Genomic DNA, 26,366 nt, shown 5'->3' with positions numbered 1-26,366 from the left:
TTTTACCGAGAACATGGTTCAGTTTCGGGCGTGCATGGCCTCGTTCATTAGATATTTCTGAAATACGGTTTCCAGCATGTCAGGGCTGACGGGTTTCATGATGACGTCGTCCATGCCTGATTTGACGCATTCGGCGCGATCACGCTCGAATGCCTGGGTGAGCACGCCGATGATCGGGGTACGGGTGCCGCCGGTTTCCTCCATCTGCCGGATGAGCCGCGCGGCCTCGAAGCCGTTGAAGCCCGGCAGGGAAATATCCATCAGCACGATCTGCGGCCGGTGCTCGGCCCAGAGGCGCACGGCCTCGTCGCCGGTCGCCGCAAGCATGTGGCGATAGCCGAGACCTTCGAGGATCTGTGAAAAGACGATCTGGTTGATATCATTGTCTTCGGCGACGAGAACCTGCAGACCGACCGGATCGTCGGAAATGGTGATTTCCCAATCAGCATCCGAACCGGCGGCGCTGCGGCTGCTGCGATTGAAATGGCGGGCAATCTGGAAGGTGAGTTCGTTGGCGATCTGGAAACCGTCCATGACGAGCGCCGGGATGCCGTATTGCTCGGCAAGCTCGAGGCAGCGCATGCCCATCTGGTTGTCGATGATCAGAAGATCGAGCGAGATGCCGGAGGAGGTGGCGATTTCCAGGAACCGCTCCTCTTCGTCCTCGCCGCGGACTGAGCAGGATTCGAAGCCGTATTTCGTCAGCGTCCGCAGCGCGGCGGTCTCGGCGGCGAGGTCGGCCGTGACGACGAGGACCTTGCGGCCGGAGAAATTCTCCGGAACGATCGCTTCCATCGCCGCCGGTTCGCGCCGTGCGATGCCGGTTGGTACCGGCACATAGGCCCGTCGATAGCTTTGATTGCTGGAGGCGGTAATCGCGGACGCTTGGCCGAACTCGTCGAGATCGGCGCCGTCGCGCGGCAGATCCTGCATGGTCGACACCAGGAAATAGCGGCCGGGCTTGCCGATGCGGTGCTTGCGGCTGACGATATCGCGCTCGATGCCGTCGCGGGAGATCTGCCGCTGGCGGGAGACGGACATCTCGCCGGTCTCCAGCACATGGCGGTCGCTTTCTTCGAAGCGCTTGGCGATCTCTTCTGAAAAAAGATCGCCGCTCTTGCGCCCAAGCACCTCGTCGGCGCTTGTCTGATATTTCTCGCAGAAGGCGAGGTTGACCGCGACATAGGTGAGGTTGCGATCCTTGACGAAGAGCGGGAACGGCAGATTGTCGAGAATGTCCTCGGTGAGCTGCACCCGCTCTAGGTCGGAGCGCCATTGCTCTTCGCGCTTCTTGTTCTCGGAAATGTCGGAGATGATGGTGACGCCGTAACCGCCGGGCAGCCTGCGCTTGACGAAGCGGACCCAGCTATCGGCACCGCGGCGCTCGACGGCGTCGAAGCGCTCGCGCCAATGCGAGGCGATTTTCTGCGACAGCCAGTCTTCGCGGCTCAGCGAGCCACCCTGCCTGACATCATACTGCTGGCGAATGCCGGTGTCGTACATCGCGCCGAGGAAATCGCGAAGCCGCGTGCCCGGCTTCAGCATCTCGGCGGGCAGCGGAAAGAACTCGAGAGTCTGGCGGCTTGCAAAGATCAGATGATCGTTCTTGTCGTAGATGATGAAAGCTGCCGAAAGGCTGTCGCACACCACATCGAAAAGCGCCGTCTGCAGATCGGTCTCAGCGGGAGCCCCATCGATTTCTGATGATGTGTCCGCCTTTTCGAAGCCGGCACTCATTCTGTTGCGTCCCACATCTGTTCGATTTCGCAGCTTCCGGAGGTATGTGATTAGAAATGCCATTTTTATGTTAAAACCGGCTTAACATTACCTATTCCCAAATTTGGGGGAGCCCCGGATCACGTTTCGGGAAAGCCTGTCGAAACCTCTTCCCTCCGGCCCGCGAATCCCCGAAAATAGCCCATGGCCATCAGACAGCTTTCCGAAACGCTCATCAACCAGATCGCCGCCGGCGAAGTCATCGAACGGCCGGCGAGCGCTGCCAAGGAACTGATCGAAAACGCGCTCGACGCGGGCGCGACGCGCATCGAAATCGCCACGTCAGGCGGCGGCAAGGCGCTACTGCGCGTCAGCGACAACGGCTCCGGAATGGACGCGGCCGATCTGGAACTGGCGGTCAGGCGCCACTGCACCTCGAAGATCTCAGAGACGCTCGAGGATATCCGCACGCTCGGCTTCCGCGGCGAGGCGCTGCCCTCGATCGGCTCGGTCGCGAGGCTCAGCATCGCAAGCCGCAGACGCGACAGCGCCGGCGGCCACGAGATCGCCGTTGCCGGAGGCAAGATCGCGCATCTGCGCCCAGCCGCCGCCAATCCCGGGACGATCGTCGAAGTGCGCGACCTGTTCTTCGCCACACCCGCCCGGCTCAAATTCCTGAAGACGGAGAAGGCCGAGGCCGGTGCCATTACCGAGATCGTCAAGCGCATGGCGATCGCCTTTCCTGCGGTACGCTTCGTGCTGTCGGGCTCAGACCGCACCACACTCGAATTTCCGGCGACCGGCGACGACCATCTGGCGCGCATGGCGCAGGTGCTCGGCAAGGAGTTCCGCGACAACGCCATTTCGCTCGACGCGGTGCGCGAAGAGATCGCGCTGACCGGCTTTGCCGGCGTGCCGACCTTCAATCGCGGCAACTCTGCCCATCAATACGCCTTCGTCAACGGCCGGCCGGTGCAGGACAAGCTGATCCTCTCGGCGATCCGCGGCGCCTATGCCGAGACGATCCCATCCGGACGCCATCCGGTGGCGGTGCTGTCGATCACGCTCGATCCCGCTCTCGTCGACGTCAACGTGCATCCGGCAAAATCCGACGTGCGGTTCCGCGACCCGGGCCTGGTGCGCGGCCTGATCGTCGGCGCCATCCGCGAGGCCTTGGCGCGCGACGGTAGCCGGGCGGCAACGACCGGCGCGAGCGACATGCTACGTTCCTTCCGCCCGGGCTTCCAGCCGAATAGCCAGCGACCGCAAACGGCATGGTCGGCCGAAACCTCGCCCTCCCGGCCCTATCAGCCAATAACGGGTTTCGGCGAGCGGCCCCAGGCATCCTTCGACGGACTTTCGATGCCGACGGCGCGAGCCGAGCCGCAGTTTTCGCCGCAGCCGGCAGCGCCCGAACCAATTGCGCGCTATCCGCTCGGCGCGGCACGGGCGCAGATCCACGCAAACTACATCGTCGCCCAGACCGAGGACGGGCTCGTCATCGTCGACCAGCATGCCGCACATGAGCGGCTGGTCTTCGAAGCGATGCGCAAGGCGCTACATTCGAAGCGGCTGGCCTCGCAGGTGCTGCTCATCCCTGAGATCATCGATATTCCGGAAGAGGACTGCGACCGGCTGATGCAGCACGCCACCGAGCTTTCCGAACTCGGCCTGGCGATCGAGCGTTTCGGCCCCGGGGCGATTGCCGTGCGCGAGACGCCGGCGATGCTCGGCGAGGTCGATGCGCATGGGCTGATCCGCCAGCTTGCCGACGAGATTGCCGAATGGGACACGGCGTCAGGCCTTTCGGCTAAGCTCGAATATGTGGCGGCGACCATGGCCTGCCACGGGTCAGTGCGCTCCGGACGACGGCTACGGCCGGAGGAAATGAACGCGCTGCTCCGGGAGATGGAAGTGACGCCCGGCTCCGGCCAATGCAATCACGGCCGGCCGACCTATATCGAATTGAAGCTCAGCGATATCGAACGGCTTTTCGGCAGAAGCTAAAAAAGCTGGAAAAGCAGCCCTTGCGGGAGTATGGCAGACTAAAGCGTGTCGCGATCTTTCAGATTCGCTTGGCCCACGCTTTAGGGCTTTGGCGTCCGCATGTCGTGATCGCAAAACCGCGGCACAGTTTTGCGCGACACGCTCTAATGACAGACTGCAGGGAACGGAGCGCATGAATTTGTTCGAAGGGCACGGAAACCGCGAGGCGAAGATCCGGTATCTCGATGGCGATTTCCAGATTCTCTCGCCCGGCTCCTATGTCGTCTGCGCGATGACGGGGAAACAGATCCCGCTCGACGAATTGCGCTATTGGAGCGTCGCCCGGCAGGAGCCCTATGCCGACGTGATCTCGGCCATCGATGCCGACAAACGCGCCGGCGTGCTGCCTAACCAGCGGCGCTAGAACAGGATGATTTTAGGCCGGGTCGGCCGTCCTGACAGAAGATTCAAATCTGGGCGCAACGAGAGGTGACACGTCCGACCCGCCCCACGAAGGACGGGCCGTTTGCGTGATCCGATCCCCACAGGGGCAACGGTTCACTTGAATTTCGCCATATTCTCTGGCGTCACGAGCGCAGCGCCGGAGTCAATCAAAGACTCAACCTTCTCTCCGCGAATCGATTTTACCAGCGCATCCACACCGAGTTCAGCCATCTTGGTGGGGAACTGCGCCACCGACGCATCCTCGACTCCACTCTTCAGCGCCTCCTCTTCGCCGCAACAGAAGTCGAAACCGACCAGCACAATCTTGTCATTGGCAGTGCCAGCGTTCTTGATTGCGCGCGCCGCGCCAGCAGCGGGCGGGCCGCAAGCGGCATAAATGGCCTTGAGGTCTGGGTTCTTCGTCAGCAGATCCTCGGCGACACTGATCCCGAGCTCCTCGGTGCAGTTTGTCGCGCCTTTCCCGACGATCTTGACGTCAAGTCCCTTCAGCCCTTCAAGCATTCCCGTCACACGGTCATCGAGCGCTGGCACCCCGGGCACGCCCTCAAGAATCCCAAGCGTATCGCCGGCTTTAAGAACAGTTTTGAGATATTCGCCGGCGATTTTGCCCGCGGCGAAGTTATCGGTTGTGGCAAGCGCCGTCCTGCCTTTCCAATCCGGAATATTGTTATCCATCAGCACGACCTTGATACCGGCCGCCACCGCCTTGTCCAGGGCAGTGGACACGGTGGGATCGACGGGTGTGATGGCAATACCCTGCACGCCTCGTGTCACCATGGACTCGATCTGTGCAATCTGGCCTTCTATGTCGGTTGCGGACGTACCCTGCCCGTAGATGATCTCGACGCCGGGATTTCTCTTTGCATAATCTTTGGCTGCGTTCTCCATTGTTGCGAAGAAAGGTACTGGGAATTTGGTTATAAAGCCGAGCTTCACCGGCTCCTGCGCCAAGGACGGGACTACAGCGACGGCGAGGAGCGCAAGGGCTCCCAGCAGGGATTGCGGTTTCATGATTACATCTCCCATGTTTCGACCGCCCTCCTCTAGAGCGATCTCGTTGTCCGCTGCCCCAAAGAAGCAGCGATCTCCCTTAAGCCTCGGCGCCGACAATCATCGCAACAAGGTCCTGCTTGTTGGCTTGCGTTGGCTTCAGTTCACCCACCTTGCGCCCCTGGCGCAGCACAACCGCCCGATCGGCGATTTCGACGACATGTTCCATATTGTGCGTGATGATGATCACGGCATTGCCGTCGGCTTTGAGCTGATGGATAAGGTCAAGAACCTGGCGAGACTCGCGAAGACCGAGGGCGGCCGTTGGTTCGTCAAGAATCACCAGCTTGCGCGCAAAAACAATGGCGCGCGCGACCGCGATCGCCTGTCGCTGTCCCCCGGACATCAGCGCGACCGGCGCATCGAATCTCGGCAGCTTAACCGTCAGGCGATCGATGACACTTGCTGCCTCCCGCTTCATCACGCCCGTGTTGAGGAAGCGGAGCGGACGCGGCAGCCAAGAGGGGAAAGAGATTTCTCGTCCGCAATAGAAATTCTGTACCGGGGTCAGGTTGTCGAAAAGCGCCAGATCCTGGTAGACGGTTTCAATACCGGCGCGGCGGGCGGCCGCCGTTGAATGGAGGGATACGGGCGCACCATCCACGAGGATCTCTCCTTCGTCGAGACTATGAAGCCCGCTGATGCATTTGACGAGCGTCGACTTGCCGGCGCCGTTGTCACCCAAGAGAGCGGTTACCTCACCCGAGTACGCATCAAAGCTTACTTTTTTCAGGGCATGGATGGCGCCAAAGCGCTTCTGGGCATTTCGAACCGAAAGTGCCGGTGTGGTAGATGCTGGGTTCATTGCACTCTCGCCGATTGAAGCACGCGTGCGCGCGCCTCGAGATGGTTACGAAGCACGTCGGCCTCTACGGCGATGACGATGACGAGCCCAATCGCGATCATTTGAAAGAACACGTCGACCCCGAGAAGGTTAAGGGCGTTGCGGATGACGCCGATCAGCACGGCGCCGATCAGGGCGTGTCCGAGATGGCCGCGTCCGCCAAGGAAGCTGGCGCCACCGATAATCACCGCAGCAATCGTGTCGAGTTCCAAAAGATTGCCGTAGATTGGCGAGGCGGCGGCGGTCCGTCCTGCGAGCAGCACCGCGCCGACACCTGCACAAAAGCCGCAAATAATGTAGGTTGCGAGCAGAACGCCCTTTACTGGGATACCCATGCTTCTGGCGGCATTCGGCGCCCCACCGACGGCATAGATCCATCGGCCAAAGACCATCGACTTCGTGAGGATCAGAAAAAGAAGCCCGAACATCGCAACGGCAAAGAAGGAATTGGGCACACCAAGCGTCGCACCGCCGCCGATCGCGGTCACTGCATCGGGCATCCCGCGCATGGTGGTGTGGCCGGGCGCCAATGCAAGTGCCAGGCCGCGGCAGATACTCAAGGTCGCAAGTGTAATGATAAAGGGGTGTGGCAGCCGACCGTAGACAAAGACCAAGCCGTTGACCGCACCGATAGCAGCACCGGCAAGCAGCATGGCCATTATGACGACGACTGAGGAATCAATCTGCTGATAGACAAGTCCGCCGATGACTGTTGCTAGCGCAAGATTCGAGCCTACAGACAGGTCGATGCCGCGCGTCAGGATAACGAGTTGCTGCCCCATTGCCACAACAGCAATCACTGCTGTCTGTGCCAGGATGTTCCCCAGGTTAACGGGCTTTAGAAAAGCCGGCGTGATCAAACTGACGACGGCGATGAGCATAATCAGGATCAATAGAGGGCCGAGGCTCAATAGCTTCAGCCCGAATGTGATGCCAGATTGTCTCGGCTGGAAGGTTGCATCTTGCGAACCACCAGGCCGGGACGAGTTCTGAGGCAGAATCCCGGAGTCTTCCAAATTCCCCTAGCCTCCCCCGTTTTTTATACATAAGAAACATATGATACACGTGCGTCAAACTGTTTTTTATGGATATCTAATCATACCTGGAGTTGCGCCATGAGAACGGATACGACTTTCAAGCGGGCATTCAATGATATGATCGATATCATTCGGACTTTCGATCTTGGGGCGGAATTGCCGTCCGAAAATGCATTGCGCACCCAGCTTGGCGTGAGCAGAACAACGGTGCGGAAGGTGCTGGCGGGGATGTCCGCACGTGGGATCATCATATCTGAAGCGCACAAGCGGATCATAGGTGAGCGGCCGCGGCAGCAAGAGCGCTATCCGAAGGAACAGACCCTAGCAATTTCGGAACAGGTCGAGACGAGTTTCATGGAATGGATGATGCGCGGTGATGCCTGTCCGGGCACAGAAATCAATGAGACGGAATTAGCTCGGAAATTCGGCGTCGCGACAACGATTATCCGTGAGTTTCTCAATCGATTTCAGAAATATGGGCTGATCGAGAAGCGTCAGAATGCAGGCTGGGTTTTTAAAGGGTTCACAGCCAGTTTCGCACTCGAACTGTTTGAGATCAGAGAGATGTTCGAAATGCGCTCCGCGCGGCTTTTCGCTGCCCTGCCCGACAGGTCGCCCGTCTGGAAACAGATCCAATCTATGCGGGCGGCACATTTGGAACTGCTCGCGGATATCGACGCTCGGTTTCAGGATTTCTCGGAGCTGGACAGCCGTTTCCACCGGCTGATTACCACAGTCGCGCCAAACCGCTTTATCGAAAGCTTCCAAGACGTGATAACCATGGTCTTCCACTATCACTATCAGTGGAACAAGCGTGATGAACGCGCGCGGAATGAGGTCGCCATCAGGGAACATCTCGCCCTGATCGAAGCCCTCGAAAGCCGCAATATCGTCTTGATCGATCGCGCATGCCGGTTGCATCTGACTTCCGCCCGCGAAACTTTGCTTCACTCGATCGCGTGATAGCGTTGCATGTGGAGATGTACGCAGGACGAGACGTTTTGCAGCAGCCTGCTAGCTAGAGCGGTTCAGCCTTTGCTGGAATCGCTTTAACCCCGGCCTTCATCTCCCGCAGCCGCCGCTCGCGGCAAGCGACGATCGCCCGGTCGATGATGAGGCTGGGGGCGAGGTGATCCTCGAAGACCATGTCGACCTCGATCACCCGGCTCTTTTCGACGAGCCGCGCCGCCTTGCCGTGATGGCCGGAAAGGCGGACGAAATCCTTGGAGGTGGTGACGATCAGGAGACCTTGACGCTCGGCGGTCGTCAGGATGTCGTCGATCTCCTCCTCCGTCAGGTGCTCGTGATCGCCGAAAGATTTGGCGACAACGATCTCGGCGCCGCGGGATTCAACCGTGCGAAAGAATTTGGCGGGATCGGCAATGCCGGCAAAGGCTAGCACCTTGGTGCCGGCCAGCGTATTGTCGCCGCGGACTTTCAGCGATGCGGTGAAATAGGGCTTTGCCGCGCGCGCCGCCATGCGGACGATCCTGTCGGCGGCATTGCCGCCACCGACCTTCAGCAAAGCGGTTGCGGACCGCAGCTGCTGGCGGATCGGCGCGCGGACCGGGCCACCCGGCACGATATGGCCGTTGCCGAGGCCGCGCGTCGCGTCGATGACGAGCAAGGCATAGTCGATCGCCAGCCGGGCACTTTGGAAACCGTCATCCATGATGATGAGATCGGCGCCCTCCGCCACCAGGCGCTGAGCCCCTTCGACGCGCCGGCGCGAAATCACCGTCAGCGCTTCCTGGGCAAGCAGCAACGGCTCGTCACCGACGGCAATCGCCCGGTGATGATCGGGGTCGACCACGGTCGTCACATCGAGCGAGCCGCCGTAACCCCTGCTGAGAAAGCCGGGCTTCAGCCCCTTCGCCTTGGCGGCGCGGGCAATCGTCAGCGCCGTCGGCGTCTTGCCGGCGCCGCCGACGGTGAAATTGCCGACACAGATAACCGGAACCGCAACCGAGGCGCGGCGCGCATGGGCCATGCGGTGGCCAGCGATACGGCCATAGAGAAAAGAAAGCGGCAGCAGCAGCCAGGCCCGCCAATCGGCTTTCCTCCACCAGAACGGTGGCGCTTCGGATATCATCTTGCCGTCCCGCTCCCTGCCCGGCCACAGAATTTTCGTTTCCCGGCCGGATTGAGAAGCCAAACCTGAAAAAATGCAAGCCCTTACCCGTCAGGCCGGCTGCAGATCCGGCAGCAGGGTCTCGATGGCAGTGATATCGTCGAGCACATGATCGGCCGCGGCGGCAAGCGTCTCCCGCGAACCGGTGCCGGTCAGCACCGCGATCCTCAGGCCGGTGCCGGCATTCAAACCCATGTGCAGATCGTGATTGTTGTCGCCGACCATGGCGACCTCTTCAGGCGAGAGACCGGTCGCAGCGCAGAAGCCGAGCACCATGCCCGGCTCTGGCTTGACGCCGAAACCGCTGTCATAGCCGGCGATGTAATCGATATAGCGGGCGAAACCGAAACGTTCCGCCGTCTGGCGGATCGACCGCTCATTGTCGCTGGAGGCGACACCGAGCTTGAAGCCGCGTCGATGCAGCCGAGCGAAGAAGCCGGCGAGGTCGGTCACCGGCACGGAAAATTCGGCGGCGTTGGAAAAAAGGGCGTCGAGGCGGATCGTCAGTTCGCCGACATCGACCATCGAGCCCGCCGCGACCAGACCCTCGGCGATCTGGCGGGTATTGCCGGCGGCAAGCAGGCTGTCGGGAACGATGTGGCCGGTCAGCGGATCCATGCCGCAGGCCGAAAGCAGCCGGTTGGCGAGAAGCTCATCCCCTCTGGCGGCGATGCGGGCAAGCTCGCGGTTTACCGGCAGCCAGCTCTCGTCATAATCGAGCAGCGTGCCGTCCTTGTCGAAGAGGATGCCTTTGATAGGGGACGCTGCCGACATCTTCGCTCCTCAGACCTGGGCCACGGCCTTGGGCAGCAGCCGCGCCTTGACCGTCAGCGGATTGATATAGGGTTCCAGCCCCTTTACCGTCGCCGTCAGCGCGCCGCGCATCTCGTGCACGGCGGTGATGCCGGCCTCGATCATGTTGCGGCGGGCGTCGTCGTTGATCAGCAGATAATGCACGCCCTTGGCCAGCATTTCAGTATCGCGCACCATGCGGGCGCTGCCGCTGCGGGCAAGCTTCTGATAGGCATCGCGGAAATTCTGCACATGGCCGCCGGAGAGAATGGCGCAGCCGAGCATGGCGGGCTCCAGCGGGTTCTGGCCGCCTTCGGCAAAGAGCGAACGGCCGACGAAGGCGATTTCCGTCAGGCGGAGATAGAGGCCCATTTCGCCGATCGTATCACCGAGGAAGATATCGACATCGGCGGACAGGACATCGTCGCGGGTGCGGCGGGCGACCTTCAGCCCCTGCTTGACGAGCGCTGCCTCGATCTCGTCGCTGCGCTCGGGATGGCGCGGCACGATGATGGTCAATTGATGGTCGCGCTCCCTGAGCGCCCGGTGAACGATGGCGGCGGCATTCTCCTCGCCGTCGAAGGTCGAAATCGCCGCCCAGGTCTTGCGCTCGCCGATCTGCTTCTTGTAGCGGGCGAAGACAGCGCTGTCATAAGGCGGCGCGTCAGTATCGACCTTCAGATTGCCCGAAGTGATGACGGGGACGGCGCCGAGATCGCGGAATCGTTCGGCATCGACATCCGACTGGGCGATGACGAGGGCAAGATTCTCGAACAAGGCTTCGGCGATCGCCGGGCGGCGGCGCCAGCGGGCAAAGGAGCGGTCCGACATGCGGGCATTGATTAGGATCTGCGGAATGCGGCGGCGGCCGAGCTCCAGCACCGTTGCCGGCCAGATCTCGGATTCGGCGATGATGGCGCAATCGGGCTGCCAATAATCGAGGAAGCGGCTGACGGAGGGCTTCAGGTCGAGCGGCACATATTGATGGATCGCTTCCTGGCCGAGGCGCTCGGCGGCGAGCTTGGCCGACGTGATGGTGCCGGTCGTCAGGATGACATGGATGTCACGGCGGCGGATTTCGCGGATCAGCGGGATGACGGCGTTGGTTTCACCGACGCTTGCGGCATGGAACCAGATAAGCGGGCCCTGCGGCCGGTTGGCGCTCGGATAACCGAAGCGCTCCAGGCGGCGGGCCCGGTCTTCCTTGCCCTTGGCCGTGCGGTAGGTGATATAGAGGCCGACGACAGGAGAGGCCACGGTTCCCGCCAGACGGTATGCGCTCAGACCGAACCGCGCCATCCGGGAACTCATCGCGCCAGCCTCCGATCAAAACCGATCGACATCAAACCCATTCCCTAATTATCGTTGCGGCCGCAATGGCCGATTAATTTGTTCAGAATGCGTCAAACAATCCGGATCGATGGGCGCGCCCGATGCAGCAAAGGCCGACCGAGGAGCGGCCGGCCGGCGGCACTTGCTAAGTTCAGCCCTTGGGCTTTTCCTGCGGATCGAGCAAACGATGCATGTGGACGATGAAGTAGCGCATATGCGCATTGTCGACCGTCTGCTGCGCCTTCGCCTTCCAGGCCGTCAGCGCCGCAGCATAATCCGGGAAAATGCCGACGATATCGAGACCCTGCAGGTCACGGAACTGGACGTCATCGAGGCTTTCCAGTTCGCCGCCAAAAACGAGATGCAGAAGCTGCTTCTTGTCACCGGAGTCAGTCATTTTTTCTTCTCTTTCTGCCTATTCTCCTCCGCCACCCATCTGCGGGATTTTGACGGAAACGTCAACTGTCTCGTCGCCCCGCAAAGGCCGCGAGGAATTCACTGATGCGGGGTGTTGGGGCCGCACAGAGGACCTTGTGGGTGACCTCAGTGCGGTTGTAGACGATCGGTTCGCCTTCGATGTCGACGAGGCCGCCGCCGGCGCAGACAAGGATCAGATCGGCAGCGGCAAGGTCCCAATCATGTGAATTGCCCTTGACGAAGGTGCCTTCGAGACGACCGTCCGCCACCATCGCGATGCGATAGGCGAGCGAGGGAATGTATTTCTCGCGCGTCACCCGGTCACGGAACGCCGGCGGAAAGGTCTTCAGCAGGTCTTCGCCGATCGCAAGGCGGCTCATCTCTTCCGGTCCGGCGGCCGAGACGGTGAAGGGGACGCCGTTCTTCAGCGCCACGCCGCCCTCGACCGCCTCATAGAGCTCTTCGAGCGCCGGGGCATAGAGCACGCCGGCGACCGGCCGGCCGCGATGAACCACCGCGACGCTGACGCACCAGACCTTCTGCCCGCCGAGGAAGGCGCGCGTGCCGTCGATCGGATCGATGATGAACAGCGTCTCGCGTGAGAGACGGTCGGCATCGTCGTCGGTCTCTTCCGACAGCCAGCCATAATCCGGCCGGGCCTTGCGCAGGATGGTCTCGAGCGTCTTGTTTGCGGCGAAATCGGCGGCGCTGACGGGAGACCGGTCCTCGTTCTTCCACCAGACCTCGGGAGACTGGTTGAAGAAGCCGAAAGCGACGGCGCCCGCCTCTCTCGCAGCATCGGCGATCAGCGTGAGATCGCTCTGCCAGCGGGCCTTTTCCTTATCGTTCATCCCGTCATCCGTTTCTCGATTCAACAGTGTGAGCATGATGTCGTCCGAAAACCGCTCACACTTTTCAGCATCATGCTCTAGCGCCCTGCGAGCGTCATGCCTTCGATGGCGAAGGTCGGGGCCGCGACGCCGAACTTGCGGTCGATGTCGTTTGCCGGCGTCAGGCGCATGAACATCTCCTTGAGGTTCGAGGCGATCGTCACCTCGGAGACCGGGAAGGTGAGTTCACCATTCTCGATCCAGAAGCCGGTGGCGCCGCGGCTGTATTCGCCGGTGATCATGTTGACGCCGTGGCCGATCAATTCGGTGACATAAAAACCGTTGCCGACGCTGCGGATCAAATCCTCCGGCGAGATATCGCCGGGTTCCAGGGCAAGGTTGGTGGAGGAAGGCGAGACGGCGGTGCCGCCGCGCACGCCGCGGCCGTTGGTTTCGAGGCCGAGCTCGCGCGCCGTCGAGGTCGAGAGGAACCAGTGCTTCAAAATACCATCCTCGATCATCACCAGCCGCTCGCCGGAGACGCCTTCGCCATCGAAGGGCCGCGAGGAAGGGCCGCGTACGATCAGCGGATCATCGGTGATCGACAGGCCTGACTTCAGGATCTGCTGGCCCATCTTGTCACGCAGGAAGCTGGACTTGCGAGCGACGGCAGCACCATTGATCGCACCGGCGATATGGCCGACGAAGCCACGGGCGACACGCGGGTCGAAAATGACCGTGACGTCCTTGCCGGTCGGTACCTGGCGCGGATTGACGCGCTTGATCACCCGTTCGCCTGCGCGACGGCCGATTTCAGCGGGATCGTCGAGCTCGGTATAATAGAGGCGGCTGTCGAAATCATAGTCGCGCTCCATGCCTGTGCCTTCGCCTGATATGACGCTGACGGAATGGCCGAAACGCGAGGCCATGTAACTGCCTTCGAAACCGTGCGAGGTGGCAAGAACGAGGCCGCCCATGCCGGCGGAGGCGCCGGCGCCGGAGGAATTGGTGACACCCTTGACCGCAAGCGCGGCAGCTTCTGCGGCAAGAGCGGCCTCGCGCAGCATCTCGGAGGAGACCTCGGTGGTATCGAGCAATTGCAGGTCGGGATAGGCTCTCGAAAGGCTCGCCTCATCCGCCAGGCAGGCGAAGGGGTCTTCCGGGGAAACCTTGGCCATCGCGACGGCGCGTTCGGCCAGCGCCTGAAGATCGAAGCCCGGATTGGCTGAAACGCTGGCGACACGCTGGCCGATGAAGACGCGCAGGGAAAAATCGTCGTTTTCGGAGGATTCCGTTCCCTCGACCTTGCCGAGGCGGACGCTGACCGATTGCGAGCGCGACCGGACGACGACGGCATCGGCGGCATCGGCCCCTGCCTTCCTTGCCAGATCGATCAATTGACTTGCGCGGGAAAGAAGTGTCGAGGAATCAATTTCAGAGGACATGATTTGGCCTTTCCTTCGGCTTCCATTTATTGTGCACTCTCCCAAGCATCAAGGCCGCCGTCACCGATTCTTTATCGGGGCTGCCTGCTTGCTCCCCGCCGTCGAAAGAAATTGTCAGCATGTCAGCGTCCAATGCCTTTTTTTCCGAAACGATCCTGCTGCTTGGCGGGGCGGTGGTCGCCGCTCCGATCTTCAAGAAACTCGGGCTCGGCACGGTGCTCGGCTATCTTGCTGCCGGCATCGTCATCGGCCCAGTCTTCCACGGCATCACCGATGGCGAACAGATCCTCGCCGTCGCCGAACTCGGCGTCGTCTTCCTGCTGTTCATCATCGGACTGGAGTTGAAACCCACCCGCCTCTGGCAGATGCGGCGCGACATCTTCGGCCTCGGCACGGCGCAGGTGGTGCTGACGGGCCTGGCGCTGACCGCGCTTGCCTGGTTTTCCGAGGCTCTCGACTGGCGCGGCAGCATCGTTGCCGGATTTGGCCTGGCGCTATCTTCGACCGCCTTCGCCATGCAGATCCTCGAGGGCGACGGAGACGTCAATACGCGATACGGGCAGCGCTCCTTTTCGATGCTGCTGTTCCAGGACCTGGCGATCGTGCCGCTGCTGGCGCTGATCACCATCCTCGACGGCGGCGACAAGGGCAGCAACGCGCCGCTGTTGGATTTCGCCATCGCCATCGGCGCGGTTGCGGCGATGATCGTCATGGGACGCTACCTGCTGACGCCACTCTTCCAGATTATCGCCCGGACCGGCGCGCGCGAAGCAATGATCGCGGCTGCCCTCTTCGTCGTCATGGGGTCGGCGATCCTGATGCAGTTGGCCGGGCTTTCGATGGCGATGGGCGCCTTCCTATCCGGCGTGATGCTTGCCGAATCCTCCTACCGGCACGAGCTGGAGGCTGATATCGAGCCCTTCCGCGGCGTGCTGCTCGCTATCTTCTTCATCGCCGTCGGCCTGTCGCTGGAGCTCGACGTTCTTGCCGACAATGCGCTCTTCGTCATCGTCGCCGTGCCGATCGTCATGGCCGTCAAGGCGATCGTCATCTATGGGCTCTGCCGGATCTCCGGCTCTCCGCACAACGATGCGATCCGCATCGCCTTCCTGCTGCCGCAGGGCGGTGAATTCGGCTTCGTGCTGTTCACCACCGCGGGGGCGGCCGGGCTGATGTCGACGAGCACAGCCTCGCTGCTGGTCGCGATCGTCACGCTGTCCATGGCGCTGACGCCGATCGGGTCGGCCCTTTCGAAGCGGCTGCTCAACGGCGATAAGCAGGAGGAGCTGGACGAGGATTTCGAAGGAGCCGGCGCCGACGTGCTGATGGTCGGCTTTTCGCGTTTCGGCCAGATCGCCGCCCAGATCCTGCTTGCCGGCGGGCGCAGCGTCACCGTCATCGATTTTTCGGCCGACCGCATCCGCCAGGCTTCCTCCTTCGGCTTCCGTATCTATTTCGGCGACGGCGCCCGCAAGGATGTGCTGCGCTCGGCCGGCATCGACAGGGCGAAGATCGTGCTGGTCTGCACGCAGAAGAAGGAAATCACCGACAAGGTGGTGGAACTGGTGCAGGCCGACTATCCGCACACAAGGCTCTACGTGCGTTCCTACGACCGCGTCCATTCGATCGAGCTGCGCAACAAGGGCGTCGACTACGAGCTGCGCGAAACGCTGGAATCGGGCCTGCTCTTCGGACGGCGAACGCTGGAGGCGCTCGGCGTTTCCGAGGTCGACGCTTACGAAATCGGCGAGGATATCCGCAAGCGCGACGAGGCGCGCCTGGTGCTGCAGGTGTCCGAAGGGCTGCAGGCCGGGCGCGACATGCTGTTTTCCCACCCTGTCCGCCCCGAACCGCTGGTCAAGCCGAAGCGCGCTGCCGATCCCTTCGAGGACGATCCGCTGGCCGGAACCGCGGATGCGACGGCGGATGCCTGATCGCCCCTGACCGGCTTGCGAAATTGACGCATTGAATATCAAGGGGGCGGCGTTTATCAAACGCGCGATCGGAGCGATCCAAGAGGGAAACTTGATCAAACGGGCGACACAGATCGAACAATGGGCGCTGCGCATCCTCTGCGCGGTCGCATTGGTGTTCGTCGGCTTCGCCCATCAGCTGCCTGCCGCAGCGGCTGGCGAATTCGATCCGGCCGAACTCGCTCAATATGTGCTTCCGGACGGGACGCTGCCGACGCTTTGCGTCACCACAACGGACAAATCCGGTCAGGACCAACACGACAAGGCGCATTCGCATGGTTGCGAAGCCTGCCGGATCAGCGCCGCCATCCTCCTGCCGGCGGCGGACATCGCCGGTGCTGTCATACCCTTTGCGCCTGCGGTTGAACTGCCGATCCGGACCGAGGCCTTCCATCGCCAGCTTTTCCCGCCCAATACCGGTCCCCGGGCTCCTCCTTCCGATCCGATCCCTGCCTGAACTTCGCGTTGCGGCAGGCGCCGTGACGCGCCTTTCAACGCCGGCCGACCTGCAAGCGTGCTGTCGGTCGTGGATACGGATTCATTCTCATGTCGACCATTACTGCTGCCGAACCGGCAGAGGACGTCGCAAACGGCGTTTCGCTCTACCGTGCCATCTGGCGCTGGCATTTCTTTGCCGGGCTTCTCGTCATACCCTTCCTGCTCAATCTGGCCGTTACCGGATCGCTCTATCTTTTCAAGGACGAGATCAACAGCACCTTCTTCGGCTACCGCTACAGTGTCCAGCCTATCGGCAAAGCGCTGTCGCCGGAGCGGATCGCAGAGATCGCCGCCTCCGCCGTGCCGGGCTCAACCGCAACATCCTACAAAGACCCGGTCCTGCCCGAGCGATCGGCCATCGTCACCCTCTCCAGCGATGCCGGCTCGATGCTGGTCTTCGTCAACCCCTATGACGGCAAGGTGCTCGATGTGGTCGGATCGACCGACGAGTTCAATTATGTCGTCAAGCGCATCCACAGCCTCGCCTATTTCGGCAGCATAACGAACCGGCTGATCGAAATTGCCGGCGGCTTTGCCATGGTACTCGTCGTCACCGGCATCTATCTCTGGTGGCCGCGACGCCAGACGGGCGGCGTTGTCAGCGTACGGGGGACGCCCGGCCGCCGCGTTTTCTGGCGCGACCTGCATGCCGTGACTGGCGCCTTCGCCGGTGTCCTGATCTTCTTCCTCGCGATGTCAGGCATGCCATGGTCGGGCTATTGGGGGGCGAACGCCAATGCCTGGCTGACCGAACACGGCCTCGGCTATCCGGTGCAGCTCTGGGACGATGTGCCGAAGTCGCGAAAAGTCACCGAGGATATCCTTGCGAACAGCGGCTGGATCGTCGAGAAGGCGCCCGTTCCGCTTTCCGATATCGCCGCAGCGCAATCAGCCAGGCCAATCGGCCTTGACAAAGCCGTGGAGATCGCCAGGAGGCTGGGCATGGCGTCGGGCTTCGACGTGGCGATCCCCTCCGACGAGACGGGCGTTTATACCGCCTCTCTCTTTCCGGACGCCCTTGCCGACGAACGCACCCTCCATATCGATCAATACTCCGGCAAACCACTGATCGATATCGGCTTCGATCAATATCCATTCCTCGGCAAAGCGATCGAGTGGGGCATCAATGTCCACCAAGGACAGGAATGGGGGCGTTTCAACCAGCTGCTGATGCTCGCAACATGCCTCGCAATTGTGCTCAGCTGCGTGACCGCCGTCGTCATGTGGTGGAAACGGCGCCCGATCGGCCGCCTCGGCGTGCCACCCATGCCGCCAAAGCCTTCGATCTATTACGGCCTGTGGGTGATTGTCGGGATCTTCGCGGTCACCTTCCCGATGAGCGGGCTCGCGATTCTCGCCATGATCGCCTTCGACCAGATCGTCGTGCGGTTCGTACCGTTGCTGAAACGCGTTCTCGCCTGAGGGAGGCCATCACCTGAGGGAGGCCATCAGATGAAGAAGATCATCGCGATCGTTGCAGGCGTCCTGCTTGCATCCATGGCATCTGCGACCGACGATCCGCAACAGGCGATCCCGGCAAGGCTGAAGGTGATGTTCGAAAGGCCAGACAAGCCGCTCGATATCGCGCCGGTCGTAGTTCAGGCCGACTGGGCGATCGTCGGCTGGAGGCAGGACGGACGCGGCGGACGGGCCCTGATGAAGAAGACGCATCACGGCTGGAGCATCTATCTCTGCAGCGGCGACAGCCTGAAGGATGCCGCGACACTGGAGACGATCGGGCTCTCCGCAGGTGACGCCGCCGGGCTAGCTGCGAAACTGAAGCATGCCGAGACCGGCCTCGATTCTTCCGCGCTTGCGCTCTTCTCAAGCTTCGAGGGCACGGTGATGATGAACGAGGCTTCAAACGGCGCGGGTCATGCCGGCCATGAGGGCCATGCCCAATGAAGCAAAGAAACAGCTAGCGCTTCAGCCGAGCCTCAATTTCCCGGTCAAGGGCGAATTTCAGGTCGTCCTTGACGCCGACGGACATAGCGAGGACTTCGCGGGCCTTGAGGAAATCCATGACGCCGGTGCGGCCGACCGTCGGGCGCAGGAAGATATGCGGCGGGCGAAGCTTCAGCTTCAGCGAGATCGCCGTCTGCATCATCAGCTGACCGGAACCGAAAATGCTCTCCATACGGTTCGGAATATGGGTGCCGTCACCTTCCGGCGCTCCGACGACATCGATACCGACGACGATGTCGGCAAGATCCATCAGGCATTCATAGGGCACCGGATTGCTGATGCCGCCGTCGATCATCACGCGATCGCGCAGGCGCACCGGCATGAAGACGGCGGGGATGGCGGAAGAGGCGGCGAGTGCGGGAAACAGTTCGCCCTGCTCGATGATGACTTCGCACTGCCCGTAATAGTCCGTGGTGATCACCTTCATCGGGACCAGCAGATCCTCGAAGCGGGCCGGCAGCTCGGACGGCAGGAAGGCTTTCAGGATCCGCTCCAGATTGAACTGGCCGATGCGGATACCCTTGGCCACCGCATCGCGCACCGTCGCCGGCCTCAGGCCCCAGATGCGGGCAACGACCGCCGTCTTGTTGCCGACGGTCGTCAGCGCATGTTCGCGGATTTCGGCGCCGGACATGCCAGCCGCCATGCCGGCTGCCATGATCGCACCGATCGACGAGCCTGATACCGCCACCGGGCGGATGCCGAGTTCATCGAGCGTCTCGATGACATGGATATGGGCAAGTCCGCGCGCACCGCCGCCGCCAAAAGCGACGGCGACCGTCGGCACATCGCTGATCGCAGGCAATTTCGGGCTGATGATCTCTGCCTGCTGCACGCCCGCCCCCGCTTATTGCGGCTGATATCGGAAGAAATGCACCCTCGTATCGCCGAAGATGCGGCTTTCGAGGAAAACATAGGAAGGGTGCACGGAAACGACAATATCGGCGCGTTCTTCGAGCACCGCGATTGCGCCTGGCCGCAGCCAGCCGCCCTCGGCCGCCGCCGCCATCGCCTTCTCACCGAGACCCTTGCCATAGGGCGGGTCGGCAAAGAGCACGTCGAAGGGGTCGAGATTGCCGACGCTGCCGAGATCGGTCGCATCCCGGCGCAGGATGCGCGTGCGGCCATGCAGGCCGAGCGCATCGATGTTCTCCCAGAGCAGCGCCCTGCCCTCGACGCTGTTTTCGACGAAGAGCGCATGGCGACAGCCGCGTGAAACCGCTTCGAGCCCGACGGCGCCGGTGCCGGCAAAGAGGTCGAGAATCCGGGTGCCATCGACGCATTCCGGATAGGCATGGCTCAATATATTGAACAGGCTCTCGCGCGTCCGGTCGGCAGTCGGCCGGATCTCGTTGGATTTTGGCACGGCGAGAGGCCGTCCGCGAAACTCACCGCCGACGATCCGCACCGCGCGTCATTCCTCTTCCTTTAGCACCACCTCTGGACGGCCCGCCCGCAGGCTTGTCGCCGCCCGGCCTGTCACCGCCCGGCTTGGCGCCTTTCGGCTTGCCGGAAAAACTCTTGGCCCCACCAGGCTTGGCCCCACCGGGCTTGGCCGCAAAGCCCTTGCCACGCGGCCTGTCACCAGAAGGCTTGCCACCGGAAGGCTTGTCGCCGAACGATCTTTCGCCGCGCGGACGCTCGGAGCGGCCCTCGCCGGCAAAGCTTCTGGCTGCCCGTGGACGTTCGTCACCGTCCTCGCGCGGCCTGCGATCACCACGCGGCTTGTCGCCGAAGGGCCGGTCTCCACGTGAAGGACGATCACCGAACGGACGGTCGCCGCGCGGACGCTCCGAACGGCCCTCGCCGGCAGAGCTTCTCGCAGCCCGAGGACGCTCGTCACCGTCCGTACGTGGCTTGCGATCACCACGCGGCTTGTCACCGAAGGGACGATCCCCGCGCGGGGGGCGATCACCGAACGGCCGGTCGCCGCGCGGACGCTCCGAACGGCCCTCGCCGGCAGAGCTTCTCGCAGCCCGAGGACGCTCGTCACCGTCCGTACGCGGCTTGCGATCACCGCGCGGCTTGTCGCCGAAGGGCCGATCCCCACGCGAGGGACGATCACTGAACGGCCGTTCGCCGCGCGCCGGGCGGTCGCCAGAACCGCGGTCTTCGCGGGCGGGGCGATCACCAAAGCCGCGCTTGCGGCCGAAGCCCTCGCCCTCATCCTTGCGGGGCTCTTCGCTCGAGCGGATCCACTCGCCATCCTCTTCGCGCACGCGGTTCACCTGGGTGCGCGGGCGATCTTCGATGCGATCGAAACCAGGGCCTTTTGCCGGCGACTGCTCGCCGCGCTTGCGTGCGGTCTGCGCATTCTTGGCAGCTTTCGCCGCAGCCTTTTCGCCGAGCGGCCGGGCGCCCGGCGCCATCCAGACATTGGCGCTGCGGCGCTGGCCGAGCGGCTGGGGACGCTTCGGCTTCTCGTCGTCCCTGCGGCCGCCGTCACGGCGATCATCATCTCTGCGCGCCCCACCGTGGCGATCGTCGCGCTTGGTGTCGAGGCGGCTCAACGCCCGTTCGCGCTTGTCCTCGTCACGGCGCGGACGCTCGCGCTTTTCAGGTGCTGCGGGTTCTGCCTCTTCCTCGGCAGCGACCGCCGCCGCATTGTAGATCGGCGCGTCGAAATTCGCCTTGGCTTCCTCGATGAGGCGCGGGCCGAGCTGGTCGCGCAGCGTGCGGCCGCGCACTTCGACGACATGGCCTTCCGGCAGGTCGCCGAGCTGGAACGGGCCATAGGAAATGCGGATCAGGCGATTGACGTCGAGGCCGAGCGCGCCGAGCACGTTCTTGATTTCGCGGTTCTTGCCTTCGCGAAGACCCATGGTGATCCAGACGTTCGAGCCTTGCGTGCGGTCGAGCGTCGCCTCGATCGAGCCATAGAGCACGCCGTCGACGGCGATGCCGTCCTTCAGCTTGTCGAGCGCGTCCTGATCGATTTCGCCATGGGCGCGGACGCGGTAGCGCCGCAGCCAGCCGGTCGCCGGCAGCTCGAGTGCGCGGGCGAGACCGCCGTCATTGGTCAAGAGCAGCAGGCCTTCGGTGTTGATGTCGAGGCGGCCGATCGACATGACGCGCGGCAGTTCTTCCGGCAGGTTGTCGAAGACAGTCGGCCGGCCTTCCGGATCGGCATTGGTGGTCACCAGACCGGTCGGCTTATGATAAAGCCACAGCCTGGTGCGTTCGATGCCGCGGATCGGCACGCCGTCGACCTCGATGCGGTCGGCGAGCGTGACGTTGACGACGGGGGTTTCGAGAACCCTGCCGTTCAGCGTCACACGGCCTTCCATGATCATGCGTTCGATGTCGCGGCGGGAGGCGACGCCGGCGCGCGCCATCACCTTGGAAATGCGTTCGGCCTTGGCCTCGCCTTCGGTTTCGGCGGCGATCGGACGCGCGGCTGCAGCCTTTGCCGGCTTCGCATCGCCCGGCTTCTGCCCGGTGCCCCGTGAAAAGGGCTTTGCGCCCGGGCGTTTTGGCTTGTCTTTGGGTGTCATTTGTTGTTTGCCTGCCTTTTGGGCCTGTCTATCAGGTCACGCATCTGCGGTTAAGTGGAAATTCTTGCGATCGTGAAGACAAATCGTTTCATGGAGATGGCGCTCGAAGAAGCGCGTGCCGCCGGAGAACGCGGCGAGGTGCCGATCGGCGCCGTCGTCGTTGTCGACGATATTGCCGTTTCACGCTCGGGAAACCGCACGCGCGAGCTCAAAGACGTGACCGCGCATGCCGAAATCGCCGCGATCCGGCTCGCCTGCGAAGCGCTCGGACAGGAACGTCTTGCCGGTGCCGATCTCTACGTGACGCTCGAGCCTTGCACCATGTGCGCGGCAGCCATCTCGTTTGCGCGTATCCGCAGGCTCTATTATGGCGCCGAGGACCCAAAGGGCGGCGCCGTCGACAATGGCGTGAGATTCTATGCGCAACCGACCTGCCACCACGCCCCGGAGGTCTATTCCGGTTTCAACGAGGTCCAATCGGCCGATATGCTGCGAAGGTTCTTTTCGCAAAGGAGAGAGGCGCCGTAATCCCGGCGCCTGGGCGCGGCGCCATCATTTTGCCGGCGCGCGGAAAGCGCTACTATTGCAGGAAGTTCCACCACTGCTTGCCGGTGTTGGCGACAGCTGCTTCCTTCTTGCGCTTTTTCTGCTTCTTGAGTTCGGGCTCGCCGACATCATCGAGCTTTGCCGGATCGTCGACGGTGCGGTAGCCGGGCGGCGGATCCGAGATATAGCGGCGCTGGTCGACATAGGAGCCCTTCTGCAGGGCACGGGCTTCACGGTAGGCCTTGGTCTGGGCTTCCGTCGTGCGCCGGCCGCCTTCGATCGCAGAGCTTGCGAGCGGCGAGCGGTAATTCGGATTGTCCGAATTCGCGTCGGCTTCCGAAACGAGACGAGCACGCGTCTCCTCCGGCGATTCAAGCCATTGCGGATTGTCCTTGTTGGCGACGGTCGGCTGCGGCGCAACCAGGGTCTCCTTCTGCGCCTGGGCCGGCAGCACCAGCGTCGGGCGCGGCGTGTACTTGACGCCCTTGTTCTTCGGGTCCGGACCGGTCAACGACACGGACTGGCCGAGATCGTCGGTCAACTGTTCCATGGCGGTCTTGTCGGTGCCGTAGGTCGGGCTGCTGGCGCAACCGGACACCAGGGAACATCCCGCCACTACAACAGACAGGCAGGCGCCCATACGGAACCAATGCGTTGCTAACATGAAAACCCTTCCAGCCCTGCCGGTGCAATCGTCGCCCAACCGGACAACCGTCCCCCTGACGCAAAAATCCGGCCATTTTCAGGCAGCTTTTACCGGATGAACCGCGAAAACGCAATTCATCCGGCAATATTCTTCACTTAAGCGCCGCAAGCTCGCGAAGGGCGGCGGCATCGCGGGCCGAAACATCAGGATATTCCGGATCGGAGCCGACATCCCTGGTGATGCGCCAGGAGCGGGCGCATTTCTCGCCCTCTGCCAGCTTCGGCACGACGCTGACCTCCGGGACCTCCGCCAGGCGGAAGGCATCCATCGGTCCTTCACCGGCCTTGATCTCGATTGCCGACGTGATGCAGACCTCGGTGAAGTCCTGGCCCTCCAGCGCCTTCAGCAGTTCCGGATCGGCGATATGAACGACAGGAGCCGCCTCCAGCGAGGAGCCGATGCGCTTGTCCTTGCGCTCGATTTCCAGGGCGCCGGTCACAACCGAACGCACTGTACGGATCTTCTTCCACTTCTCGGCCAGCGCATCGTTGCGCCATTCTTTTGCGACCGGGGCAAACTGCTCCAGATGCACGGAAACGGCGGACGGATTGCGCGACAGCCAGGCCTCCTCGGTGGTGAAGGGCAGCATCGGGGCAAGCCACGTCACCATGCAATCGAAGATCTGGCGGATGACGTGTAGGCTGGCGCGCCGGCGCAGACTCGACGGCGCGTCGCAATAGAGCGCATCCTTGCGGACATCGAAATAGAAGGCCGACAGCTCGACATTGGCGAAATCGATCAGCGCGCGGGCGATCTTCTTGAAGTCGAAGGCGTCGTAGTTCTCGCGCACCAGCTCGTCGAGTTCGGCCATCCGGTGCAGCATCAACTGCTCCAACTCCGGCAGGTCGGCAAACGCGATCTCCTCGCCTTTGTCGTGGGCAAGCGTGCCGAGCATCCAGCGGATGGTGTTGCGCAGCTTGCGATAGGCATCGACATTGGTCTGGATGATCGTCTTGCCGACGCGCAGGTCGTCGGCATAATCCGAGGTCATCACCCAGAGGCGCAGGATATCGGCGCCGGCATCCTTCATCACTTCCTGAGGTGCTGTGACGTTGCCCTTCGACTTCGACATCTTCTCGCCCTTCTCGTCCATGGTGAAACCATGGGTGAGGACGGCGTTGTAGGGCGCGCGGCCGCGGGTGGCCGCCGATTCCAGCAGCGACGAATGGAACCAGCCGCGATGCTGGTCGGAACCTTCGAGATAAAGGTCGGCCGGCCACTTCAGGTCCGGGCGGTCTTCGAGCGTGAAGGTGTGCGTCGAGCCAGAGTCGAACCAGACGTCGAGGATATCCATGACCTGGGTCCAGCGGGAATGGTCGTGGTCATTGCCGAGGAAGCGCTCCTTGGCGCCTTCGGCAAACCAGGCGTCGGCGCCCTCATGTTCGAAGGCTTCGAGGATGCGGCCGTTGACGGCTTCGTCGACCAGGACCTCGCCCTCATCGTTGGCAAAGACGGCGATCGGCACGCCCCAGGCTCGCTGACGCGAGAGCACCCAGTCCGGACGACCCTCGATCATGGCGCGCAGGCGGTTCTGGCCGGCGGCGGGCACGAAGCGGGTATCATCGATCGCACTGAGCGCGCGCGAACGCAACGTCGTGCCGTCGGCAAGGGTCTTGTCCATATAGACGAACCATTGCGGCGTGTTGCGGAAGATGACCGGCTTCTTCGAGCGCCAGGAATGCGGATACTGGTGCTTGAGACGGCCGCGGGCAAAGAGCGCGCCGCGGGCGATCAGTTCCCTGATGACACGGTCGTTGGCATCGCCCTTCTTGCCGTTGTCGTCGATGACGCGGGCGCCCTCGAAGCCGGGGGCGTCGGCGGTATAGAAGCCACCGTCGTCGACCGGGAACGGGATTTTGGTGTCGATGCCGCGGGCCTCAAGCGTGCGGGCAGCCGACATCCAGGCGTCGAAGTCTTCGCGACCGTGGCTCGGCGCGGTGTGGACGAAACCGGTGCCCGCATCATCGGTGACGTGGTCGCCATCCAGCATCGGCACGCGGAATTCATAACCGCCGTCGAGACCCTTGAAGGGATGCGCGCAGGTCATCGCTGCGAAGTCGGCCGCAGAGACATCGCTCAAGCGCTTGTACTGAAGCTTGGCCTTGGCGAAGGATTCCTCGGCCAGCTTATCGGCAAAGATCAGCTTTTCGCCGGGACGCGGACCAAAATCGTTCTCGGCGGCCGTCACTTCATAGAGGCCGCAGGAGATGCGCGGCGAAAAGGAGACCGCGCGGTTGCCGGGGATCGTCCAGGGCGTGGTCGTCCAGATGACCACGAACGCATCCTTGAGCGCGACCGGACCTTCGACGACCGGGAATTTCACCCAGATCGTGTCGCTCTCATAATCCTGGTATTCGACCTCGGCCTCGGCCAGCGCCGTGCGCTCGACGACCGACCACATGATCGGCTTGGAGCCGCGATAAAGCTGGCCGCTCGCAGCGATCTTCAAGAGTTCACCGGCGATGCGCGATTCCGCGTGAAAATTCATCGTCGTATAGGGATTGTCGAAGTCGCCCTCGATGCCGAGGCGCTTGAACTCTTCCGCCTGGACCTTGATCCAGCCGGCGGCGAATTCACGGCATTCCCGGCGGAATTCGTTGACCGGGACCTCATCCTTGTTCTTGCCCTTCTCGCGGTATTTTTCTTCGATCTTCCATTCGATCGGCAGGCCGTGGCAATCCCAGCCGGGCACGTAATTGGCGTCGTAGCCGCGCATCTGGAACGAACGGTTGATGACGTCCTTGAGGATCTTGTTCAGCGCGTGGCCGATATGGATGTTGCCGTTGGCATAGGGCGGACCGTCGTGGAGGACGAATTTCTCGCGGCCGGCGGCGGAAGCGCGCAGTTTCTTGTAGAGACCCATCTCCTGCCAGCGCTTGACGAGTTCCGGTTCCTTCTGCGGCAGGCCGGCGCGCATAGGGAAATCGGTCTCGGGCAAATAGAGGGTCTTCGAATAGTCGATCTTTTCGGCTGTGTCGGTCATGTCTGACAATCGTTTTCTGGCGGCCCAGGAAGGGGCGCAACGGGCGTGAAATAGCTGGTGACGGAAGCGCTCGTATCCAAGCGCCAAAAACCCGGACCTTCCGGCCGCTTAGCGCGCGCGGAAAGCCGGGCCGATAATTCGCATCATCATTGCCAG

Annotated in this window: 23 protein-coding genes; 8 read left to right on the top strand and 15 right to left on the bottom strand. The window is 62.4% G+C overall.

Annotation, left to right across the window (positions count from 1 at the left end; translation table 11 throughout):
- Positions 1–18: 18 nt before the first annotated feature.
- On the bottom strand, positions 19–1,737 hold the full coding sequence (locus HFO71_RS09335; protein ID WP_221970041.1) for a response regulator: 1,719 nt from the start codon (positions 1,735–1,737) through the stop codon (positions 19–21).
- Between the two features lie 183 nt (positions 1,738–1,920).
- Between HFO71_RS09335 and mutL the strand changes: the two genes are divergently transcribed.
- Both mutL and HFO71_RS09325 read left to right on the top strand, forming a co-directional pair.
- The gene (mutL, locus tag HFO71_RS09330) at positions 1,921–3,723 is read left to right on the top strand and encodes a DNA mismatch repair endonuclease MutL (protein WP_168340090.1); all 1,803 of its coding nucleotides are present in this window, start codon (positions 1,921–1,923) and stop codon (positions 3,721–3,723) included.
- A gap of 172 nt (positions 3,724–3,895) precedes the next feature.
- Positions 3,896–4,126, top strand: coding sequence for a DUF2093 domain-containing protein (locus tag HFO71_RS09325; RefSeq protein WP_003545832.1), 231 nt, complete (start codon positions 3,896–3,898; stop codon positions 4,124–4,126).
- A gap of 134 nt (positions 4,127–4,260) precedes the next feature.
- Here the strand turns inward: HFO71_RS09325 and HFO71_RS09320 are convergent, their stop codons facing one another.
- The 3 genes from HFO71_RS09320 to HFO71_RS09310 form a co-directional block, all read right to left on the bottom strand.
- On the bottom strand, positions 4,261–5,178 hold the full coding sequence (locus tag HFO71_RS09320; protein WP_077976611.1) for a sugar ABC transporter substrate-binding protein: 918 nt from the start codon (positions 5,176–5,178) through the stop codon (positions 4,261–4,263).
- Positions 5,179–5,257: 79 nt separating this feature from the next.
- Positions 5,258–6,022 carry an ATP-binding cassette domain-containing protein gene (locus HFO71_RS09315; RefSeq protein WP_221970044.1) on the bottom strand — a complete coding sequence of 255 codons (765 nt, stop codon included), beginning with the start codon at positions 6,020–6,022 and terminating at the stop codon, positions 5,258–5,260.
- A complete protein-coding gene (locus HFO71_RS09310; protein ID WP_170268251.1) occupies positions 6,019–7,077 on the bottom strand; it encodes an ABC transporter permease in 1,059 nt (352 codons plus the stop codon). Before HFO71_RS09310 ends, HFO71_RS09315 begins: the two co-directional genes overlap by 4 nt.
- A 99-nt stretch (positions 7,078–7,176) precedes the next feature.
- Between HFO71_RS09310 and HFO71_RS09305 the strand changes: the two genes are divergently transcribed.
- The gene (locus HFO71_RS09305; RefSeq protein ID WP_168340091.1) at positions 7,177–8,061 is read left to right on the top strand and encodes a GntR family transcriptional regulator; all 885 of its coding nucleotides are present in this window, start codon (positions 7,177–7,179) and stop codon (positions 8,059–8,061) included.
- A gap of 55 nt (positions 8,062–8,116) precedes the next feature.
- On the opposite strand, the gene lpxK is transcribed toward HFO71_RS09305, so the two are convergent.
- The 6 genes from lpxK to HFO71_RS09275 form a co-directional block, all read right to left on the bottom strand.
- The gene (gene lpxK / locus HFO71_RS09300; RefSeq protein ID WP_168286911.1) at positions 8,117–9,190 is read right to left on the bottom strand and encodes a tetraacyldisaccharide 4'-kinase; all 1,074 of its coding nucleotides are present in this window, start codon (positions 9,188–9,190) and stop codon (positions 8,117–8,119) included.
- Between the two features lie 90 nt (positions 9,191–9,280).
- Positions 9,281–10,003 (bottom strand): HAD family hydrolase, encoded by a 723-nt coding sequence (locus HFO71_RS09295; protein WP_170268250.1) that lies wholly within the window; start codon positions 10,001–10,003, stop codon positions 9,281–9,283.
- A gap of 9 nt (positions 10,004–10,012) precedes the next feature.
- Complete coding sequence (waaA, locus tag HFO71_RS09290; protein WP_020048653.1) at positions 10,013–11,332, bottom strand: lipid IV(A) 3-deoxy-D-manno-octulosonic acid transferase; 1,320 nt, start codon at positions 11,330–11,332, stop codon at positions 10,013–10,015.
- Positions 11,333–11,504: 172 nt separating this feature from the next.
- Positions 11,505–11,750, bottom strand: a complete 246-nt coding sequence (locus HFO71_RS09285; protein ID WP_017993077.1) for a DUF4170 domain-containing protein — start codon at positions 11,748–11,750, stop codon at positions 11,505–11,507.
- Between the two features lie 61 nt (positions 11,751–11,811).
- Positions 11,812–12,621 carry a 3'(2'),5'-bisphosphate nucleotidase CysQ gene (locus HFO71_RS09280; RefSeq protein ID WP_077976617.1) on the bottom strand — a complete coding sequence of 270 codons (810 nt, stop codon included), beginning with the start codon at positions 12,619–12,621 and terminating at the stop codon, positions 11,812–11,814.
- Positions 12,622–12,698: 77 nt separating this feature from the next.
- A complete protein-coding gene (locus HFO71_RS09275) occupies positions 12,699–14,045 on the bottom strand; it encodes a TldD/PmbA family protein (RefSeq protein ID WP_221987916.1) in 1,347 nt (448 codons plus the stop codon).
- Between the two features lie 119 nt (positions 14,046–14,164).
- Here HFO71_RS09275 and HFO71_RS09270 point away from each other — a divergent pair, with 119 nt between their 5' ends.
- The 4 genes from HFO71_RS09270 (at position 14,165) to HFO71_RS09255 (ending at position 18,421) form a co-directional block, all read left to right on the top strand.
- Entirely contained in the window at positions 14,165–15,979 is a 1,815-nt protein-coding gene (locus HFO71_RS09270; protein ID WP_077976619.1) for a monovalent cation:proton antiporter-2 (CPA2) family protein, read from the top strand.
- Positions 15,980–16,070: 91 nt separating this feature from the next.
- On the top strand, positions 16,071–16,475 hold the full coding sequence (locus HFO71_RS09265) for a hypothetical protein (RefSeq protein WP_077976701.1): 405 nt from the start codon (positions 16,071–16,073) through the stop codon (positions 16,473–16,475).
- 89 nt (positions 16,476–16,564) lie between these two features.
- Positions 16,565–17,938 carry a PepSY-associated TM helix domain-containing protein gene (locus tag HFO71_RS09260; protein ID WP_206990117.1) on the top strand — a complete coding sequence of 458 codons (1,374 nt, stop codon included), beginning with the start codon at positions 16,565–16,567 and terminating at the stop codon, positions 17,936–17,938.
- A 30-nt stretch (positions 17,939–17,968) separates the two neighbouring features.
- Complete coding sequence (locus HFO71_RS09255; RefSeq protein WP_131642856.1) at positions 17,969–18,421, top strand: copper uptake system-associated protein; 453 nt, start codon at positions 17,969–17,971, stop codon at positions 18,419–18,421.
- Positions 18,422–18,434: 13 nt separating this feature from the next.
- Here the strand turns inward: HFO71_RS09255 and HFO71_RS09250 are convergent, their stop codons facing one another.
- The 3 genes from HFO71_RS09250 to HFO71_RS09240 are packed head-to-tail and all read right to left on the bottom strand — an operon-like array spanning position 18,435 to position 21,975.
- Positions 18,435–19,316 carry a patatin-like phospholipase family protein gene (locus HFO71_RS09250; protein ID WP_003556842.1) on the bottom strand — a complete coding sequence of 294 codons (882 nt, stop codon included), beginning with the start codon at positions 19,314–19,316 and terminating at the stop codon, positions 18,435–18,437.
- Positions 19,317–19,328: 12 nt separating this feature from the next.
- A complete protein-coding gene (gene rsmD, locus HFO71_RS09245) occupies positions 19,329–19,889 on the bottom strand; it encodes a 16S rRNA (guanine(966)-N(2))-methyltransferase RsmD (RefSeq protein WP_011650636.1) in 561 nt (186 codons plus the stop codon).
- Entirely contained in the window at positions 19,870–21,975 is a 2,106-nt protein-coding gene (locus HFO71_RS09240) for a pseudouridine synthase (protein ID WP_221987915.1), read from the bottom strand. Before HFO71_RS09240 ends, rsmD begins: the two co-directional genes overlap by 20 nt.
- A gap of 90 nt (positions 21,976–22,065) precedes the next feature.
- Between HFO71_RS09240 and HFO71_RS09235 the strand changes: the two genes are divergently transcribed.
- On the top strand, positions 22,066–22,503 hold the full coding sequence (locus tag HFO71_RS09235) for a nucleoside deaminase (RefSeq protein WP_032995618.1): 438 nt from the start codon (positions 22,066–22,068) through the stop codon (positions 22,501–22,503).
- A 52-nt stretch (positions 22,504–22,555) separates the two neighbouring features.
- Here HFO71_RS09235 and HFO71_RS09230 read toward each other — a convergent pair whose 3' ends face one another.
- Together HFO71_RS09230 and ileS are read right to left on the bottom strand one after the other, a co-directional pair.
- Positions 22,556–23,185, bottom strand: a complete 630-nt coding sequence (locus tag HFO71_RS09230; protein ID WP_131642854.1) for a hypothetical protein — start codon at positions 23,183–23,185, stop codon at positions 22,556–22,558.
- Between the two features lie 133 nt (positions 23,186–23,318).
- A complete protein-coding gene (ileS, locus tag HFO71_RS09225) occupies positions 23,319–26,210 on the bottom strand; it encodes an isoleucine--tRNA ligase (protein WP_221950697.1) in 2,892 nt (963 codons plus the stop codon).
- Positions 26,211–26,366: the final 156 nt, after the last annotated feature.

The organism is Rhizobium laguerreae (assembly GCF_019778565.1).
In the GTDB taxonomy this organism is placed as follows: Bacteria; Pseudomonadota; Alphaproteobacteria; order Rhizobiales; family Rhizobiaceae; genus Rhizobium; species Rhizobium laguerreae.
Note: the sequence above shows the minus strand (reverse complement) of the source record. Positions and strands in the feature narration are given on the sequence as shown.